This is a genomic window from Streptomyces sp. NBC_00012, assembly GCF_045040875.1.
In the GTDB taxonomy this organism is placed as follows: domain Bacteria; phylum Actinomycetota; class Actinomycetes; order Streptomycetales; family Streptomycetaceae; genus Streptomyces.
On the sequence record NZ_CP108309.1, the window covers coordinates 6,168,437 to 6,183,629 of the forward strand.

The following is a 15,193-nucleotide window of genomic DNA, read 5'->3' on the forward strand; positions in this document are numbered from 1 at the left end:
GACAGCCCTCAGAGCCACCCCTGCTGCCGAGCGGCCCGGACCGCCTCCATCCGGTTGCGTGTATCGGTCTTGCCGATCGCCGCCGACAGGTAGTTGCGCACCGTCGACTCGGACAGATGCAGCTTCGCCGCGATGTCGGCGACCGTCGCCCCGTCCACCGAGGCGTTCAACGCGTCCCGCTCCCGCGCGGTCAGCGGGCTGGGGCCGGCGCTGAGCGCGGCGGCGGCCAGCGCCGGGTCGATCACCGTCTCCCCGCTCAGCACCCGGCGGATCGCGACGGCGAGCTCCTCGACCGGACCGTCCTTGACGAGGAACCCCGCCGCCCCGGCCTCCATCGCCCGGCGCAGATAGCCGGGGCGGCCGAACGTGGTCAGGATCAGCACTCGGCAGTCCGGCACCTCCGTGCGCAGATCGGCGGCGGCGTCCAGCCCGCTGCGGCCCGGCAGTTCGATGTCCAGAAGCGCCACGTCCGGCCGGGACAGCAGCGCGGCGTCCACGATCTCGTCCCCGGCACCGACCTGCGCCACGACCTCGATGTCCGGCTCCAGGCCGAGCAGCAGCGCGAGCGCGCCCCGCATCATCCCCTGGTCCTCGGCGAGCAGCACCCGCACGGACGTGGCCGGCGGGTGATCCTGCGGCATCTCGTTCACGCCCCCAGCGTAGGGCCCGGGACGGCGGAGCGGGCGGGGGGCAGCAGCGCTTGGCCCAGACGTGCGAACGAGGGCCGGCCGGAGCGGAGAGGTTGACGCGCCTGCCCGCGGGCACGCAGCCGAGGCGGTTCTTCAAGTACTTCTCGGCGTAATAGATGACCTGGGAGGCGTGGATGTCGCCGGCTCGACCGGCTGCACCGGGTCTCGCCTTCCAGCCAGTCCCTCTCGTCGCCCTCCCAGGCGCACATGCGGCCGCCTCCGTCGGCGGCGGTGAAGAAGCAGACGCTGCCAACGTAAGGGATCGGTGCCGCGGGCGTAGCGCACCACGGCGTCCCTGCGGGCGGCCCGGGTGCCGCCGGGAAGCGGCAGCGTGCCGGTCAGGACGAGGCGGGCGAGGACGCCGAAGGCCCAGATGCCGGCGGTGGGGCGGATCATGGGCTGACCGGACGGCGGCCCGTCTCTCCGGAGGCGGACCGCTTCCGGTGCCCTTGCCGGATACGTCGCGTGACGCGGCACTCAGGCGCTCACGCCGGGCCCTTCCGACGGTTCCGGTTCATCCGACGGTTCCGACCTGTCCGACCCGTCGCATCCGCCCGGTCCGTCCGGTCCGTCCGGTCCGTCCGACCCGTGCGACCCGTGCGACCCGTCCGACCCGTGTGACCCGTCCGGCTCCTCCGGCTCCTCCTGCCCGTCCGGCCCCGGTCCGTCCACCGGCAGTTCCGCCGTGACGGCGAAGCCGCCGCCGGGCTCCGGGCCCGCCCGGAGCGAGCCGCCCGCCGTGGCGAGGCGTTCGGTGAGGCCGGTCAGGCCGGTGCCGCCGATGCCGGGGACGGGAGGGACGTCCGGGCCGCGGCCGTCGTCGGTGACCGTCAGGCGGACCCGGTCGGCGTTGCCGGCGACCGTGAACGAGCAGGTGGTGGCATGGGAGTGGCGCACCACGTTGGTGACCGCCTCCCGCACCACCCAGCCCAGCAGCGCCTCCGTCTGCGGGGCGAGCGGCGGCCCCGAGCGGCGGAGCACCGGTTCGATGCCGGCGGCGGTCAGGGCGGACCGGGCCCGGTCCAGTTCGGTGGCCAGGCTGCCTTCCCGGTAGCCGGTGACGGCCTCACGGATCTCGGTGAGCGCCTGGCGGCCGACGGACTCGATGTCGGCGACCTGGGCGAGCGCGGCGTCCACGTCGCGCGGCGCGAGCCGGCGGGCGGCCTCCGACTTGACCACGATCACCGAGAGCGTGTGGCCCAGCAGGTCGTGCAGGTCGCGGGAGAAGCGCAGCCGCTCCTTCTCGACGGCGGTACGGGCCAGTTCCTGCCGGGTGGCGCGCAGCTCCATCACGGTCTCCGCGAGGGTGAGGATCGCGGCGGTCACCGCTCCCGAGATGAAGGTGCCGTAGCCGATCGTCCACGGGTCCGAGCTGCCGTTGCCGCGCCACACCGCCACGGCGGTGGCGACCGCGGCGAGCGTGAGCACGCCGACCGCCAGCTGCCGGTTGCGCAGGATGGCGCCGCAGGCCAGCGAGAGCAGCGGGAAGAAGAGCAGCCAGCTCCCGCCGTAGCCGATCGCCAGCGCGAGGGTGATGGCGGCCATCGCGGCGAGCAGCCAGTACGACACCGGGCTCTCGCGCTTCTCCTTGCGGAAGCCGCGGAACACCACGGAGACGTAGAGGGAGTTGAAGGCGAGCAGTCCCAGACCACCGAGCCAGGGATTGGCCGCCTCGCCCTGGAAGAGATTGGAGAAGGAGCCCATCCCCATCAGCAGCCAGGGCAGCAGGGCGAACGGGCCGGGCGGGCCGGGGCGCCGCTCCTCGCCCCTCCTGCGCCGGCGGCGCCACGGGCCCGGCCGGCCGCCCGCGGGTGTGTCCGTTCCGTTCCTGGCCATGTCCACTCCTGTCACACGGTCCTCGCGGACCGACGGTACGAGATCACGGCGTACGTGCCGAACAGCAGGAGCCAGGCGCTGAGCACCGCGATCGTTCCGGCGCCGGGCGCGTGGCCCGTGGTGGTCGCCCACCCCAGGTCGGCGAAGCGGTTGGCCGGGGTGAACCTGCCGATGGAGCGCAGCCATTCGGGCAGCAGCTCCAGCGGGAACCACAGACCGCCGACGATCCCGAAGCCCATCAGGCAGGCCACGTTGACCACTCCGGTGCCCTGTGGGGTGAGCCGGTAGCCGTTGCCGAGGCCGAGCAGGGTGAACGGCAGCGCGCCGATCCACAGCAGCACCGCCAGTGCGATCCACTGCCAGGCGTCCAGCCGCACCCCGTTGACCAGCCCGCCGGCCAGCAGCACCGTGAAGATCGTCGGCAGGACCGTCACCGAACCGCTGATCGCACGGCCCACGACCGCCTGCGAAGGCGCGAGCGGAGTGACCCGCAACTGCTGGAGCCAGCCCAGGGTCTTGTCGGAGGCGACCCCCGTACCGATCGACATGGCGGAGCCCAGCGCCCCGTACGCGGCCATGCCGACCATCGAGGCGGTCTTCCAGCCGTCCACGCCGGAGCCGCCGCCGATGTTGGTGAAGACCAGGTACATCATCACCGGCATCCCGGTCCCGAAGATCAGGAAGGTGGCGTCGCGCAGGGTCCGGCGGATTTCGAGCACGATGTAGCGGAACATCACACGGTCTCCCTCTGGGAATCGGTCATGGGCGTCGCGGTGGCCGGTGCGGTGAGGGAGAGGAACGCGTCCTCCAGCGTGGCCCGGGAGACCTGGAGGTCGCGGATCGCGTCCAGGCGGGCCAGTTCCCGGACGGTGGCGTCCGAGTCGTCGGTGTACAGCAGTGCCCGGTCCCCGGACACCTCGACGGAGACCACGCCGGGCAGCAGCTCCAGGCCCCCGGTCGGCCCGCCCGCCAGGTCGAAGGAGACGAGGCTGCGGCCCGCCGAGCCCCGGATCGCGTCGCCGGTGCCGTCAGCGACGATCCGGCCCCGGTCGATGACGACGATCCGGTCGGCGTTCTCGTCGGCCTCCTCCAGATAGTGGGTGGAGAACAGGACGGTGTTGCCGCGCCGGGCGTAGGCCCGCATCGAGTCCCAGAACGTGCGGCGCGCCTCCACGTCCAGGGCGGCGGTCGGCTCGTCCAGGACGATCAGCTCCGGATTGCCGGCCAGCGCGACGGCGAAGCGGACGCGCTGGGTCTGGCCGCCGGAGAGCTTGTCGATGCGCCGGTTCGCGTACTCGCTCACGCCCGCCAGCGCCAGCGCCTCGGAGACCGGCATCGGCTCCGGATAGGTCGAGGCGACGAAGTCGACCAGCTCGCGGACGGTGACCCGCTGGATGGGCCGCCCGTCCTGGAGCATGGCGCCGACCAGACCGTCCCGCACCGCGTGGTCGGCGGTCCGGCCCAGCACCCGCACCGTGCCGGAATCCGGCTGGTCGAGGCCGAGCAGCAGCCGGATGGTGCTGGACTTGCCCGCTCCGTTGCGGCCGAGCAGGGCGACGGTCTCGCCGCGGCCGATGGACAGGTCGATCCCGTCCACGGCCCGTACGCGGCGCTCCGCCCGGCCGAATGTCCTGACCACCCCGGTGAGGTCCACCGCGGCTCCGTTCCCCGTTGTCTGCGTCATGAACCCGACGTTACGGAGATCGCCATGGACCCCGGCAGACGGCTGTGTACGGACTTCGCCATGACATATGTCATGGCCGGGCGGAGGCAGGCCCGGCAAGGAATCTGACGCTGCGTCAGCACTGGTCTTCCCAACTGCTGGGCGCTGCGTTATACATGGGTTCATCGGCTAGAACGCGTTCTAGAACGGGCGTTGCGGCCGGTCCCGCGCGACCTCGGTGCGGCCGACGGTGCGGACGGCCGCGCCGAGGTCTTCCCACCATCAAGGAGCAGCTCTCCCATGCCCATTGATGCCGAAAAGGCTCTCGCCGCCGAACCCCGATCCACCCGGATCAGCTGGGGCCACAAGGACGTCCAGCTCTACCACCTCGGGATCGGTGCGGGCTCCGGCCCCGACCGTGCCGATGCCGCGACCGACCCCGACGAGCTGCGCTACACGCTGGAGTCCAGGCTCCAGGTGCTGCCCTCCTTCGCCACCGTCGCGGGCGCCGGCATGGGTGTCGTCGGCGGGCTCTCCTCGCCCGGCATCGACATCGACCTCGCCGCGGTCCTGCACGGCGGGCAGAGCGTACGGGTGCACCGGCCGATCCCGGTGAAGGGCAGCGCCGTACAGACCTCGAAGGTCGCCGCGGTGTACGACAAGGGCAAGGCGGCCGTGCTGGTGCTGCGCACCGAGGCAGCCGACGACGAGGGCCCGCTGTGGACCAACGACGCCCAGATCTACGTCCGGGGCGAGGGCGGCTTCGGCGGTGAGCGCGGCCCGTCCGAGCGGGTCGCGTACCCCGCGATCGCCCCGGACCACATCGTGGAACGGCCCGTCCGCCCGGACCAGGCGCTGCTGTACCGCCTCTCCGGGGACTGGAACCCGCTGCACGCCGACCCCGAGTTCGCCGCGCGCGCCGGCTTCGACCGGCCGATCCTGCACGGACTGTGCACCTACGGCATCACGCTCAAGGCCGTCACCGACACGGTCCTCGGCGGCGATGTGACCCGTATCCGCTCCTACCGCACCCGTTTCGCCGGGATCGTCTTCCCCGGCGAGACCCTCCGCATCGAGATGTGGACCGCCGAGAACCAGGTGCGCGTCGAGGTGAGGGCCGTGGAGCGGGACAACGCCGTGGTCCTCGGCGACACCTTCGTCGAACACTCCTGAACCCGAACCGACTCCAAGAGGACCGCAGGCCCATGAGGGGAGCCGCACCATGCGCGCAGCCGTACTGCACGAGATAGGCCAGGAGAAACTCGAAGTCCTCGACGACGTCGAGGCGGTGGGCTTCGGCCCCGGCAAGGTCAGGCTCCGCATCCGGGCCACCGGTCTGTGCCACTCCGACGTCTCCGCGATGAGCGGGGTGCTGCCGCAACCCGCCCCGTTCATCCCGGGCCACGAGGGCGCCGGCGAGGTCATGGACGTGGGCGACGGCGTCACCGGGCTGAGCGCCGGGGACCGGGTACTGGTCTGCTGGCTGCCCGCCTGCGGGGCGTGTCCGTCCTGCAAGCGGGGTCAGACCCAGCTCTGCCTGGCCGGCTTCATGAACGCGGGCACCCCCAACTTCAAGCGTCCCGGCGGCGATGTGTTCGGCTTCGCGGGCACCGGCACCTTCACCGAGGAGGTCGTCGTCGGCGCGGGCTGCGCGGTGCCGATCCCGGACGACGTACCGTTCGAGATCGCCGCGCTGATCGGCTGCGGGGTGACCACCGGGCTCGGCGCGGCCATCAACACCGCGCGGGTGGAGGCCGGTTCGTCGGTCGCCGTGATCGGCTGCGGCGGCGTGGGCATCTCCACCATCCAGGGCGCCAGGGTGCAGGGCGCCGCCCAGATCGTGGCCGTGGACCCGGTCGCGTCGCGGCGTGAGGCGGCGCTGCGGTTCGGCGCGACCGAGGCGGTGTCGCCCGACGAGTTCGCCGACGCCAAGCAGCGGATCACCGCGGGCGAGGGCTTCGACTACGTCTTCGAGGTCGTCGGCAAGTCGGCCACCGCACGCACCGCGTACGAGAACACCCGGCGCGGCGGCACCCTGTGCGTCGTCGGTGCGGGCGCGATGGACGACAACTTCCAGGTCAACATGTTCGAGCTGTTCTTCGACGAGAAGCGGATCCTGCCCTCCATGTACGGCGGGGGCGACGTGCTCCGCTCGTACGAACGGGCCATCGCGCTCTGGCGGGCCGGCCGGATCGACCTCGAATCGATGATCACCCACCGGGTGCGGCTCGACGGGATCAACGACGCGCTCGACCAGATGCGGACCGGCGAGTCGCTGCGCACCTGCGTCGAGCTCTGACCACCGCCCGCCCCTTCCGAGAGGACTGGAGAGATTCCGATGTCACTTCCCCTGGACGGCATGTCCGCGATCGTCACCGGCGCGGGCCGCGGCCTCGGACGCGCCGAAGCGCTGGAACTGGCGGGGCTGGGCGCGTCCGTGGTCGTCAACGACTACGGGCAGCCGGGCCGCGACGGCTCCGGCGAGGCGTCCGCGACGCCCGCCGAGGAGGTCGCCGAGGAGATCCGGGCCGCGGGCGGCCGGGCGGTCGCGCACCTCGGCGACGTCTCCGACCACGAACAGGCCCGCGCCTTGGTGGAACTGGCCGTCGACACCTACGGAAAGCTCGACATCCTGGTCAACAACGCGGGCATCCTGCGCGACCGGATGATCTTCTCGATGACCGAGGACGAGTGGGACTCGGTCATCAGGGTCCACCTCAAGGGCCACTTCAACACCACGCACTTCGCCGCCGCGCACTGGCGTAGCCGTTCCAAGGAGTCCGGCGGCCCGGTCCACGGACGGATCATCAACACCTCGTCCGAGGCGTTCCTGGCCGGCTCGGCGGGCCAGCCGAACTACGCGGCGGCCAAGGGCGGCATCGTCGGCCTCACCACCTCCACGGCCCTGGCCCTGGCCAGGTACGGCGTCACCGCCAACGCCATCTGCCCGCGGGCCCGCACCCGGATGACCGAGGACGTCTTCGCGGGCTTCCAGGAACCGACGGACGGCCGGCTCGACGCGCTCGCCCCCGAGCATGTCGCGCCGCTGGTCGGCTATCTGGCCTCCCCGGCCGCCGCCAAGGTCAACGGGCAGCTGCTCGTGGTGCACGGCGGGATGGTCGCGATCGTCGAACGCCCCAGGGTGGCGGCGAAGTTCGATTCGTCGAAGGAGACGTTCTCCTTCGACGAACTGGACGAGCTGATCTCGCCGTACTACGAGGACCGCCCGCCGAACGAGACCTTCGCCGCGGCGGAGGTGCTCGGCCTGAAACGGGGTTGACGGCGGCGCCCGGGGAAAACGGATGGGCCCCGGCAGCCGGAGCCGGCTGCCGGGGCCCATCCGTCCCTCGTCGATGTTCCGCGCGGTCAGGCCGCCCGGCTTTCCCCCTCGGAGGGGCGACGGTGGCGGCCGTGCGGCTGTGCGGACGTGTCGTCCACCGACTCATCCCCTCGGTGTTTTCCGTAGCCGCCGGCTTCGGCCCGGTCGGCGTCGGCCGGACGCGTCTGGGTCGGGTCGGTTCGGGCTTCAGACATGTGGGAAGTCACCCCGTTGTGATCGCTTGCATATGTGTGTCACCAGGCCCATCACGCCGGCCGCGCCCCGGCACGGTCACCGTCGGACACGGCTGCGCAGCCCGGGCCCAGATCTTAGACCGACCGGCAATCGGGGGGCGGCGTCGCGGGGCTGGGCACGCGCATCTGCGGCGTTGTCGTCAATCACCATGGCTCTGCCATGCCTCAATCCTCCGCCTTGCAGCCGTACGCACCCAGCCCCGCTCCTTTTCCCACCCCCCCCACTTGCCGGTCGGTCTCAACCAGGCACCATGCGCCCCGTGAGAGGCGCCTGGCCCAGCGGAACCGGCTTGCACACGGGTAGAGGCGTGGCGTCGGCGGACGGTTGCATACCGCTTCCCGCTCCGGGTGCCGACGATGGCCACACGCCGCGTTCGTCGTCCACCGGCGCCTCCAGCAGGGCCACACCGCACGCCACGTCCCCGTCGGCGTACGGGAGCCCGAGCACGCCGTCCCGGGTCCACACCCCGCGGCCGGCCTGCCACCCCTCGGGGGCGGCGAGTTGGTGCAGCCGGCGCCCGGCCGGGCGCCAGACCCCGACCCAGCTGCCCGCAGCGCCGTCGATCCGCAGCGCCACCGCACAGCTCTCCGGCATCAGCATCTGGCCCGGCTGCACGGCGAACGGCGTCACCGCCACATCGGCCGGGCGCAGGCACTCCGGGAAGCGCACCGGCAGACAGCTGCCGAGCACGCCCCACCCCAGCCGGTCGTGCCCAGGCGCGTCCGAGCGGATCAGCAGCAGCCCGCTGTCCGGGTCGGCGAGCAGCAGCCGGTCGTTGCTGTCCGGGGCGATCTGCAGCAGCGGCGTCACCTCGCCGCCCCGCTCCAGGTCCACGGCGACCGCCTTGACCGGGCCGCCGCCCGGCATCTCCCGGTCCAGGGCCAGCATCCGGCCGGCCCGGTCCAGCCAGACGCCGCCGGAACAGCGCCCCGGAACCTCCGCGACCGGCTCGGGCCCGAAGGCGCCGCCCGCCACCAGCCAGACGGAGGTGGTGTGCGCGCCGGCCGACAGCGCGTACGCGCTCACGCCGTCCGGCGAGGGCGGCAGCAGGGTCAGCTCCGCGGATTCGACGGTGCCGAGCGGGAGTTCACCGGTCCCGGGGCCGGTCGGATAGAGCAGCGACACCGTGTGCCGGTCCGCGACCCGGCGCCGGATCAGCACCCGCCCGTCGGCCAGCGGCAGCACCTCGGAGTCCGGCTCCTCCGGCTGGCCGAGGGGGAGCGGCACGGCGTACGGCTCGTGCCCGTCGAGCGTCCAGCGCTCCACGAACCACGCCTCGCCCGCCCCGTCGGACGGATCCGCCGCCACTTTCGCGAGCGCGAGCCGGGCCGCGTACGAACCGTCCGCGGAGATCGTGAACGCGGGCGTGACGGGCAGCGTGACGGCGGCCGCTTCGAGGGGCGGGTCGTCCGGCCCGCCGGGGTCGTCCGGCGGGTCGTCCGGCGCGCTGTCCTCCAGGACCGTTTCTCCGGGGACCTCGGGGTCTCCGGCGGCCCCGGTCGCCTCCGCGGCCCCGCTCTCGATTGCACAGGCAGTCATGGGCTGATCACCTCCGGCAACCGAAGTTAGTTTTCGCACTTCCTGCCGAACAACACGAGACCCGCCTCTTCACACATAAGGGTGGTGATGCCCTGATTCGCCGGAGAGGGAGGGGGTGGTTGTGCTGTGTGTGAGGCGGATGGGTAAGGTTAGGCAGTCCTAATAAATGCCTGTGTGCCCCTTACGCCTGCGTGACCTTTACAACTGGAGCAAGTGATGTCCCTTCGTCGTCGTGGTACTGCCGCAGTCGGCCTGGCGGTCGCCGCCGCCCTCTCCCTCTCGGCCTGCGGGAGCGACGACGGGAAGTCGGGCGGCTCGGCCAAGTCGGACGGCGGCGACAAGAAGGCGGCCGTCGCCACCGGCGGCAAGGACTTCGGTGACGCGGCGAAGAAGACGGCGGCGTACGGGACGGACGCCGCGGCCGGCCAGTTCCCCCGGACCCTCACCCACGCCATGGGCAAGACGGAGATCAAGTCCGCCCCCAAGCGCGTCGTCGTGCTGGACGTCGGCGAGTTCGACAACGTCGTGTCGCTGGGCGTGAAGCCGGTCGGCTACGCCCCCTCCGAGGGCGACGCGGCCATCCCCTCGTACCTGAAGAAGGACGCGGGCAACCCGAAGAACGTCGGCACGATCAACAACCTCAACCTCGAGGCGATCGCCGGCCTGAAGCCCGACCTGATCCTCGGCAGCCAGCTGCGCGCCGCCGACAAGTACGAGGCGCTCTCCAAGATCGCGCCGACCGTGTTCTCCATCCGTCCGGGCTTCACCTGGAAGGAGAACTACCTCCTCAACGCCGCCGCGCTGGACCGGACGGCCAAGGCGAAGAGCGAACTCGGCGCCTACGAGGCGAAGGCCAAGAAGCTCGGCGAGGACATCGGCCCGGACAAGCCGACCATCTCCATGGTCCGCTACCTGCCGGACCGCATCCGGCTCTACGCCAAGGCGTCCTTCATCGGCACCATCCTTGACGACACCGGTCTGCCGCGGCCCAAGAACCAGCAGATCGACGACCTCGCCGCGGAGATCAGCCCGGAAAAGATCGACGAGGCCGACGCCGACTGGATCTTCACCGGTGTCTACGGCGACGTGAAGGCCACCAAGCGCGACACCACCCAGGCCAACCCGCTGTGGAAGAACCTCAAGGCCGTCAAGGAGGGCCGGGCCAAGAACGTCTCCGACGAGACCTGGTACCTCGGCCTCGGTGTCACGGCCGCGGACCTGGTCCTCGACGACCTCCGCGCCGACCTCGTGAAGTAACCGTTCCCGAGCAGACCGTGGCGGTCCGCACGGACCGCCACAGCCATGGGCGACGGGGCACGGAGGGCAGGTAGCCTTTGCTTGTGCCCCGTCTGTCTGATGTCCTCGCCGAGCTCGACGCTCTCTGGCCGCCCGAGCGGGCCGAAAGCTGGGACGCGGTCGGCACCGTCTGCGGAGACCCCGACGCACCCGTCGACCGCGTGCTCTTCGCCGTCGACCCCGTCCACGAGATCGCCGACGAGGCGATCCGGCTCGGCGCCCAGCTGATCGTCACCCACCACCCGCTCTATCTGCGGGGTACGACGACGGTCGCCGCCGACACCTTCAAGGGCCGGGTCGTGCACACCCTCATCAAGCACGACATCGCCCTGCACGTCGCCCACACCAACGCCGACACCGCCGACCCGGGCGTCTCCGACGCCCTGGCCGGTGCGCTCGACCTGCGCGTCGAAGGCCCCCTCGTGCCGGACCCGTCCGACCACGAGGGGCGGCGCGGCCTCGGTCGGATCTGCGTGCTCGACCACCCCGAGACGCTGGCCGAGTTCGCCGCCCGAGCGGCCGCCCGGCTGCCCGCCACCGCGCAGGGCATCCGGCTCGCCGGGGACCCGGCGGCGACGGTGCGCACCGTCGCCGTGAGCGGCGGCTCCGGCGACAGCCTCTTCGACGCGGTGCGCGCCGCGGGAGTCGACGCCTTCCTCACCGCCGACCTGCGCCACCACCCGGCCTCCGAAGCCGTCCAGCACTCCCCGCTCGGCCTGATCGACGCCGCCCACTGGGCCACCGAATGGCCCTGGTGCGAGCAGGCCGCGGCACAGCTCGACGCGATTTCCGACCGCCACGGATGGGACCTGCGGGTCCACGTCTCGAAGCAGGTCACCGACCCCTGGACCACCACCACCCACCACTCTTCTGGAGCCCCCAACTGAACGCCGCGCCCGCCGACCAGATCCGACTCCTCGACGTCCAGGCCCTCGACGTACGCCTGTCGCAGCTCGCGCACCGGCGCAAGTCGCTGCCCGAGCACGCCGAGATCGAGTCGCTCACCAGCGACCTCTCGCAACTGCGCGACCTGCTGGTCGCCTCGCAGACCGAGGAGAGCGACACCGCCCGCGAGCAGACCAAGGCCGAGCAGGACGTCGACCAGGTGCGCCAGCGCGCCGCCCGCGACCAGCAGCGTCTCGACTCCGGCGCGATCACCTCGCCGAAGGACCTGGAGAGCCTCCAGCGCGAGATCGCCTCGCTCGCCAAGCGCCAGGGCGACCTGGAGGACGTCGTCCTCGAAGTGATGGAGCGCCGCGAGTCCGCCCAGGAGCGCGTCACCGAGCTGTCCGACCGGGTCTCCGCCGTCCAGGCCAAGACCGACGACGCGACCGCCCGCCGCGACGCCGCGACCAAGGAGCTCGACGAGGAGGCCGCGACCGTCACCAAGGAGCGCGAGGTCGTCGCCGGTTCCGTCCCCGCGGACCTGATGAAGCTGTACGACAAGCTCCGCGCCCAGCAGGGCGGGGTCGGCGCCGCCCGCCTCTACCAGCGCCGCTGCGAGGGCTGCCGCCTCGAACTGAACATCACCGAGGTCAACGACGTGAAGGCGGCCTCCCCGGACACCGTCCTGCGCTGCGAGAACTGCCACCGCATCCTGGTCCGTACGGCGGAGTCGGGCCTGTAATGACCCAGCCGCGCCAGTTCGTCATCGAGGCCGACGGCGGATCCCGGGGCAACCCCGGGCCCGCCGGTTACGGAGCGGTCGTCATCGATCCGGTGACGGGGGAGACCCTCGCCGAGGCCGCCGAGTACATCGGTGTCGCGACGAACAACGTCGCCGAGTACAAGGGCCTCATCGCGGGCCTGAAGGCGGCGAAGGCGCTGGTGCCGGACGCCTCGGCGGACGGCGCGGTCCGGGTGCGGGTCCGGATGGACTCCAAGCTGGTCGTGGAACAGATGTCGGGCCGCTGGAAGATCAAGCACCACGACATGAAGCCGCTCGCGGCGGAGGCCGCCAGGATCCTGCCGGCCTCCGCCGTCACGTACGAGTGGATCCCGCGCGAGAAGAACAAGCACGCCGACCGGCTCGCCAACGAGGCGATGGACGCGGGCAAGCGCGGCAAGCAGTGGGAGCCGTCGGCGTCGACGGCCGCCCTCGACACCTCCCGGCCCTCGGTGGCCTCCGCTCTGCCGCCGGTCTCGGGCCCGCCCGGTGACGCGGCGGCGGGCGCGGCGAAGGCCCGCGCGGCCCTGGCCTCCCGGCCGGCCACGGCCTCCCCGTCGGCCCCCCAGGTCGGCTGGGCGGCGGCACCCGATCTGGGGGCGCCCGCCACCTTCGTGCTGCTCCGGCACGGCGAGACCGCCCTCACCCCCGAGAAGCGGTTCTCGGGCAGCGGCGGCAGCGACCCCGAGCTGTCGGCGGCCGGCCGCCACCAGGCCGAGTGCATCGCCCGGTCACTGGCCGCCCGCGGCACGGTCGAGGAGATCGTCAGCTCCCCGCTGCGCCGCTGCCGCGAAACGGCGGCCGCGGTGGCCGCCCGGCTCGGTCTGGAGGTCCGGATCGAGGAGGGCCTGCGCGAGACGGACTTCGGCGACTGGGAGGGCCTGACCTTCGCCGAGGTACGTGAGCGCTACGGCCCCGACCTGGACGCCTGGCTGGGTTCCGCGAGGGCGGCCCCCACCGGTGGCGGCGAGAGCTTCGCCGAGGTCACCCGCCGGGTGTCGGCCGTCCGCGACCGCCTCACCACCCGCTACGCGGGCCGCACGGTCCTCCTGGTCACCCATGTGACACCGATCAAGACCCTGGTCCGCCTGGCGCTCGGCGCCCCGCCGGAGGCCATGTTCCGGATGGAGCTCTCGGCGGCCTCGGTCTCGGCGGTGGCGTACTACGCGGACGGGAACGCGTCGGTCCGGCTGGTGAACGACACATCGCACTTGCGGTGAGGCGGGGGCGGGGTGAGCGTCGCCCGGTCTTGGTCCCGGCGGGACAGCAGTGCCCGCCGGGGTCCGGGGCGGAGCCCCGGTTCCGGGAAGGGGCGGGTAGGGGGGATCAGCCGCGCAGCGCCGACGCCTCGCTCGCCAGCCGCTCCACCCGAGCCCAGTCCTTCGCCGCGACAGCGTCCGCCGGGACCATCCAACTGCCGCCCACGCAGCCGACGTTGGGCAGCGCCAGATACGACGGCGCAGAGGCGAGCGAGATGCCGCCGGTCGGGCAGAACCGGGCCTGCGGCAGCGGAGCGGAGAGCGCCTTCAGATACGCCGTGCCGCCGGCCGCCTCGGCCGGGAAGAACTTCATCTCGGTGACCCCGCGCTCCAGCAGCGCGACCACCTCGGACGTCGTGGAGACGCCCGGCAGGAACGGCACCCCCGAGGCCTTCATCGCGTCCAGCAGCTGCTCCGTCCAGCCGGGGCTGACCAGGAACCGGGCCCCCGCGGCGACGGTGTCGGCGACATTCCGCACGGAGATCACCGTGCCGGCCCCGACCACCGCGTCCGGCACCTCGGCCGCGATCGCCCTGATCGCGTCCAGTGCCGCGGCGGTGCGCAGCGTCACCTCGATGGCCGGGAGTCCGCCCGCGACCAGGGCCCGCGCGAGCGGCACCGCGTCGGCGGCGTCCTCCAGGACGACTACGGGCACGACGGGGGCAAGGTCCAGCACAGAGGAGGTCATGCGCTCATCTTGCGCGACGACCACACTGTACGCAACGAGTGTTGCGCATGGTGCAACGCTCGGTGCTCGGTGACGCACACCCCGGCCGACCGCGGTCTCAGTGGATCTCCGTCACCACGACATCGAGCGACCACGCCCGCCCGGCCCGCGCCGGAGCCTCGGCCTCCACCACGTACCCGAGCCCGCGCAGGGTCTCCACCAGCTCCGAGGGCCCCTTCGGCCGCGCACCGGAGACCAGCAGATCGCGGACCATCCGCCCCTTCGTCGCCTTGTTGAAGTGGCTGACCACCGACCGCTTCTCGACCCCGTCCACCAGCTGGGAGTGCAGCACCCGCACACTCGCCGTGCGCTCCGCCACCTCGCCCTTCGGCTTCCAGGCCGCGGTGTAGGCGGATGACCGCAGGTCCAGGACGAGCCCGTCCCCGGCCGCCTCAGGCATCACCTGCGCCATGGGGTCGCGCCAGTACGCCCCGAGCGCGCCCAGACCCGGCAGCCTCACGCCCATCGAGCAGCGGTACGACGGAATCCGGTCGCCCACCCGCACGGCGCCCCACAGCCCGGAGAAGACCAGCAGCGACTTCCCGGCCCGCCGCTTGGCCGCCGCGTCCAGGGAGGCCAGGTCCAGCGCGTCGTACAGCACGCCCGTGTAGACCTCCCCGGCCGGACGCGTTCCGGCTGTCCGCAGCTCCACGTTCTTCGCGATCTCGCCGCGCAGCCCCTCGCTCAGCCCGAGCACCTCGCGGGCCTTCTCCTCGTCCGCCGTGCACAGCTCGACCAGCTCGTCGAGCACCGCTGCCCGCGCCCGCGCCAGGCCCGGCAGCGACAGCGACTCCGGCTTCAGGGGAGCACCGCGCCCCGAAGCGGCCTTTCCTTCGGAGGGCGGCAACAGCACGAGCACGGCGGTTCTCCTTCGTACACACGGTCGGGGCGACGGGGTCAGGCCCCCGCGCCAGCGTACGGGGACGGCGGAGCCGTCCGGGCCG

The 15,193-nt window shown here is 72.4% G+C and carries 14 protein-coding genes and 1 pseudogene; 7 read left to right on the top strand and 8 right to left on the bottom strand.

Annotation, left to right across the window (positions count from 1 at the left end):
• Nucleotides 1-8: 8 nt before the first annotated feature.
• The 5 genes and pseudogenes from OHA19_RS28305 to OHA19_RS28325 form a co-directional block, all read right to left on the bottom strand.
• A complete protein-coding gene (locus tag OHA19_RS28305) occupies nt 9-641 on the bottom strand; it encodes a response regulator (protein ID WP_405721403.1) in 633 nt (210 codons plus the stop codon).
• 300 nt (nt 642-941) lie between these two features.
• Nucleotides 942-1,082: pseudogene (locus OHA19_RS28310) on the bottom strand (serine/threonine protein kinase); the annotation flags it as partial.
• A gap of 84 nt (nt 1,083-1,166) precedes the next feature.
• Complete coding sequence (locus OHA19_RS28315) at nt 1,167-2,525, bottom strand: sensor histidine kinase (protein ID WP_405712169.1); 1,359 nt, start codon at nt 2,523-2,525, stop codon at nt 1,167-1,169.
• Nucleotides 2,526-2,536: 11 nt separating this feature from the next.
• Nucleotides 2,537-3,259: an ABC transporter permease gene (locus OHA19_RS28320; protein WP_405712167.1), complete on the bottom strand. Its 723-nt coding sequence runs from the start codon at nt 3,257-3,259 to the stop codon at nt 2,537-2,539.
• Entirely contained in the window at nt 3,259-4,209 is a 951-nt protein-coding gene (locus tag OHA19_RS28325) for an ABC transporter ATP-binding protein (RefSeq protein WP_405712165.1), read from the bottom strand. The genes OHA19_RS28320 and OHA19_RS28325 overlap by 1 nt, the downstream gene beginning before the upstream one ends.
• 279 nt (nt 4,210-4,488) lie before the next feature.
• On the opposite strand from OHA19_RS28325, the gene OHA19_RS28330 reads away from it, so the two are divergent.
• The 3 genes from OHA19_RS28330 to OHA19_RS28340 are packed head-to-tail and all read left to right on the top strand — an operon-like array spanning nt 4,489 to nt 7,468.
• Complete coding sequence (locus OHA19_RS28330; protein ID WP_405752090.1) at nt 4,489-5,361, top strand: MaoC/PaaZ C-terminal domain-containing protein; 873 nt, start codon at nt 4,489-4,491, stop codon at nt 5,359-5,361.
• Nucleotides 5,362-5,410: 49 nt separating this feature from the next.
• A complete protein-coding gene (locus OHA19_RS28335) occupies nt 5,411-6,487 on the top strand; it encodes a Zn-dependent alcohol dehydrogenase (RefSeq protein WP_405712161.1) in 1,077 nt (358 codons plus the stop codon).
• 39 nt (nt 6,488-6,526) lie between these two features.
• Nucleotides 6,527-7,468: a 3-oxoacyl-ACP reductase gene (locus tag OHA19_RS28340; protein WP_405712159.1), complete on the top strand. Its 942-nt coding sequence runs from the start codon at nt 6,527-6,529 to the stop codon at nt 7,466-7,468.
• A gap of 531 nt (nt 7,469-7,999) precedes the next feature.
• Here OHA19_RS28340 and OHA19_RS28345 read toward each other — a convergent pair.
• Nucleotides 8,000-9,301, bottom strand: a complete 1,302-nt coding sequence (locus tag OHA19_RS28345; RefSeq protein ID WP_405712157.1) for a hypothetical protein — start codon at nt 9,299-9,301, stop codon at nt 8,000-8,002.
• A gap of 216 nt (nt 9,302-9,517) precedes the next feature.
• On the opposite strand from OHA19_RS28345, the gene OHA19_RS28350 reads away from it, so the two are divergent.
• The 4 genes from OHA19_RS28350 to OHA19_RS28365 all read left to right on the top strand — a co-directional run bounded on the left by OHA19_RS28350 (nt 9,518) and on the right by OHA19_RS28365 (nt 13,483).
• The gene (locus tag OHA19_RS28350) at nt 9,518-10,558 is read left to right on the top strand and encodes an ABC transporter substrate-binding protein (RefSeq protein WP_405712155.1); all 1,041 of its coding nucleotides are present in this window, start codon (nt 9,518-9,520) and stop codon (nt 10,556-10,558) included.
• Nucleotides 10,559-10,641: 83 nt separating this feature from the next.
• Nucleotides 10,642-11,484: a Nif3-like dinuclear metal center hexameric protein gene (locus OHA19_RS28355; protein WP_405712153.1), complete on the top strand. Its 843-nt coding sequence runs from the start codon at nt 10,642-10,644 to the stop codon at nt 11,482-11,484.
• Nucleotides 11,481-12,224: a zinc ribbon domain-containing protein gene (locus OHA19_RS28360; protein ID WP_405721401.1), complete on the top strand. Its 744-nt coding sequence runs from the start codon at nt 11,481-11,483 to the stop codon at nt 12,222-12,224. Before OHA19_RS28355 ends, OHA19_RS28360 begins: the two co-directional genes overlap by 4 nt.
• Nucleotides 12,224-13,483 (top strand): bifunctional RNase H/acid phosphatase, encoded by a 1,260-nt coding sequence (locus tag OHA19_RS28365; RefSeq protein WP_405712151.1) that lies wholly within the window; start codon nt 12,224-12,226, stop codon nt 13,481-13,483. The genes OHA19_RS28360 and OHA19_RS28365 overlap by 1 nt, the downstream gene beginning before the upstream one ends.
• A gap of 106 nt (nt 13,484-13,589) precedes the next feature.
• Here OHA19_RS28365 and eda read toward each other — a convergent pair whose 3' ends face one another.
• Both eda and yaaA read right to left on the bottom strand, forming a co-directional pair.
• Nucleotides 13,590-14,210 (bottom strand): bifunctional 4-hydroxy-2-oxoglutarate aldolase/2-dehydro-3-deoxy-phosphogluconate aldolase, encoded by a 621-nt coding sequence (eda, locus tag OHA19_RS28370; RefSeq protein ID WP_405712149.1) that lies wholly within the window; start codon nt 14,208-14,210, stop codon nt 13,590-13,592.
• A gap of 97 nt (nt 14,211-14,307) precedes the next feature.
• Nucleotides 14,308-15,108, bottom strand: coding sequence for a peroxide stress protein YaaA (gene yaaA, locus OHA19_RS28375; RefSeq protein WP_405712147.1), 801 nt, complete (start codon nt 15,106-15,108; stop codon nt 14,308-14,310).
• Nucleotides 15,109-15,193: the final 85 nt, after the last annotated feature.